Raw genomic sequence first — 2,496 nt, 5'->3', positions numbered from 1 at the left:
ATCAGAGAGTGCAGGAGCAAGAAAGAACGCAAGAGCATCAGAGAGTGCAGGAGCAAGAAAGAACGCAAGAGCAGCAGAGAGTGCAGGAGCAAGAAAGAACGCAAGAGCAGCAGAGAGTTCAAGAGCAAGAGAGAACGCAAGAGCAGCAGAGAGTTCAAGAGCAAGAGAGAACGCAAGAGCAGCAGAGAGTTCAGGAGCAAGAAAGAGCACGAGAGCAGCAGAAAGCGCAAGAGCAAGAAAGAACGCAAGAGCAACAGAAAGTGCAGGAGCAAGGGAAAGCTCAAAATCTAGTGCAGATGGATGCACAGACGGAAGCTCTTCAGCAAGGAAGTATGCAGTGGTCCAAACAAGTAGTGGATCATATAGATGATAATCTGGCGGTCAAGCGGAGGAACGGCGAGTCAGGGCATGTAGGGGCAATTTCCAGTAATGGGAAGCTCACTAACGGTGTAAGCGCAATTCACCGAATTATACGCACAGCCGGCAGGATGGGACAGAGTTCCGTAATGGAGCACCCTGAGCAACCCGTCGTTCATCAATTGAGCGGACACAAGCTTATTCATAGAAAGCCTAACACCATCGAAAATGGTGCAGAAGCAGCTGTGAAAATTCAAAGCAATGATAAAATGCTGCAGCAGCTTCTCCAAAAACAAAGACAGCAATCTTCTAATGATTCAATTGTTGGAAGTACACATACAAACCCTAATCTATTGATTAGAGATAGATCTGTTAGAAACAATTTTACCGCCATGACGACTCATAAACCGCGAATGTTGCGGGGGGAGAGCAATCAGCGGAAGCATGAGATGACTTATGTTGAGCACAGACAGCCAATCAGTCAACCGAGCCAAATGGGTAGGCCAATGGAATCGATGAACCAAGTGGTGAAGCAAGTCAGGGGAAGTCGACCTGAAGCGGGGAATATTGTTTCCCCAGGACAGGGACTATACCAACTTTCAAACGTAACTTCTGAGATATCTGCAAATATAGCTGAAAAGGCCGAAAACAGTGTAACGAAATTGGTTTCACCAAGTCCGCTTGACGGTTATCGTGCTAGTCTGCAAGCAAGTACGCGACTTCAGGAGGCAGAGCGTATTTTCCGCTCTCCAGTAAGTAATGAACGAAGCGGCGCCAATCACGAACAGCAGGTCGACAACCAAGTGGCTGAGCGTGATGCTGATGTCGTGCAAAGCACCTTATCGCCTGCCAACTTAGCTTCTGAGATATCTGCAAAAATTGCAGAATCCAGTATCAAGAAAATAGGTTCCATGTTTAGCGAGATGTCGACAATAAATGATGGAATTAGGCTGCATGGGCGTACAGTCGTTGAAAATCCGGGACAATCCGCTGAAAGTACTAGAGTAGATTTGGCAAGAGGGTCAAACACTTTCGGAAGGATTGTTGAAAGAATTTTTCGTAAACCCGCTGAGCATCTAACCGATTCATCGGTATCCCTTGAACAAACCGGACGCAGCCAATCCATAGTGGACCCAAGTGAAAAAGGATCGAATGATTGGATGCAAAACGGCCGGTCTTCGGGGGATTTTGCAGCTGAGATTGCTTCCAAAATAACGGAAAACAGCTTGAAAAGCATGAGGCCAAGCCTTGTACCGGCAGCAGCGGCAATAGGGATGGTGCGGAACAGGCAAGCAGATGCAGTATTACGACAGCAGTCACCAGTATCGGCTGTCCAAGCCATATGGAAACAAAGAGAGGGACAGTCTTCTTCGGATAGAAAAGTGGAACCGGAAAGCAGTAATCGTACAGTTTACGTTAAAGAATTCATAGAAACAGCAGCCACAGCGGCAAGTGAATCATCTCCTGGAGTCGCCAGGAGAAGACCCTCCAGTGCCACTAGAGGACTGGAAACTTCAGTTTCAATGGTAGGTAGAGCGACCAAAGGCTCGTCAGATGAGAGAGCTTCAACTAGCTTAGGCCGAGTAGGGACGCTTGGCTCGAATTTGGTGGATGCAGGCAGATTAACTGAAGTGCATCGCTTAATGGAAGCTGAGGCACACGCGAAGCTTCAACTGCAGGCAGGGAGCGCAATGCAATCGCGGAAGCAGCCTGCCATGGGGGTAAGGCGCGGTGCACAAGTGGAGCATATTCAGCGGCAGACCATGGCCGCTGAAAGCGAACGCGCGCTGCGCGCAAGATCTGGTTCGCTCAATCAGTCGGAAGCCGGCAGCTTCCTGTCTGATTCCGCAGAGCGAACCATCAGGGCCATAAGCGCGCTGGAAGAAGCGCGCGCTCAGGCGGAGCAGCCCGCTGCCGCTTCGCGGGCAGCGACAAGAGCAGACGCGCGCACGCCCCGCGCGTCGATGGCTCGCCAGCCCGCCAGCATGACACCGCGTGTCATGCCGCTGCTGGCGAGCAGCGCAGGAGCGCGCATCGCTGCTCCTGCGGGAACCGCTGCGGCTTCGCCTGCCGCAGCGGTACACCTGCTGCCCGCCCACGGGACGGGCAGCTTCACGCAGGCGGCTGCCATAGGCAGAG

General features: G+C 51.5%; 1 protein-coding gene. It reads left to right on the top strand.

Annotated elements, in window-relative coordinates; translation table 11 throughout:
• Positions 1-44: 44 nt before the first annotated feature.
• Positions 45-2,496 (top strand): hypothetical protein (locus PCH02S_RS36060; protein WP_218033203.1); only part of this gene is annotated, 2,452 nt, incomplete at its 3' end.

Origin of the sequence: Paenibacillus chondroitinus NBRC 15376, assembly GCF_004000765.1 — a bacterium.
Taxonomy (GTDB): Bacteria; Bacillota; Bacilli; order Paenibacillales; family NBRC-103111; genus Paenibacillus_E; species Paenibacillus_E chondroitinus.
Note: the sequence above shows the minus strand (reverse complement) of the source record. Positions and strands in the feature narration are given on the sequence as shown.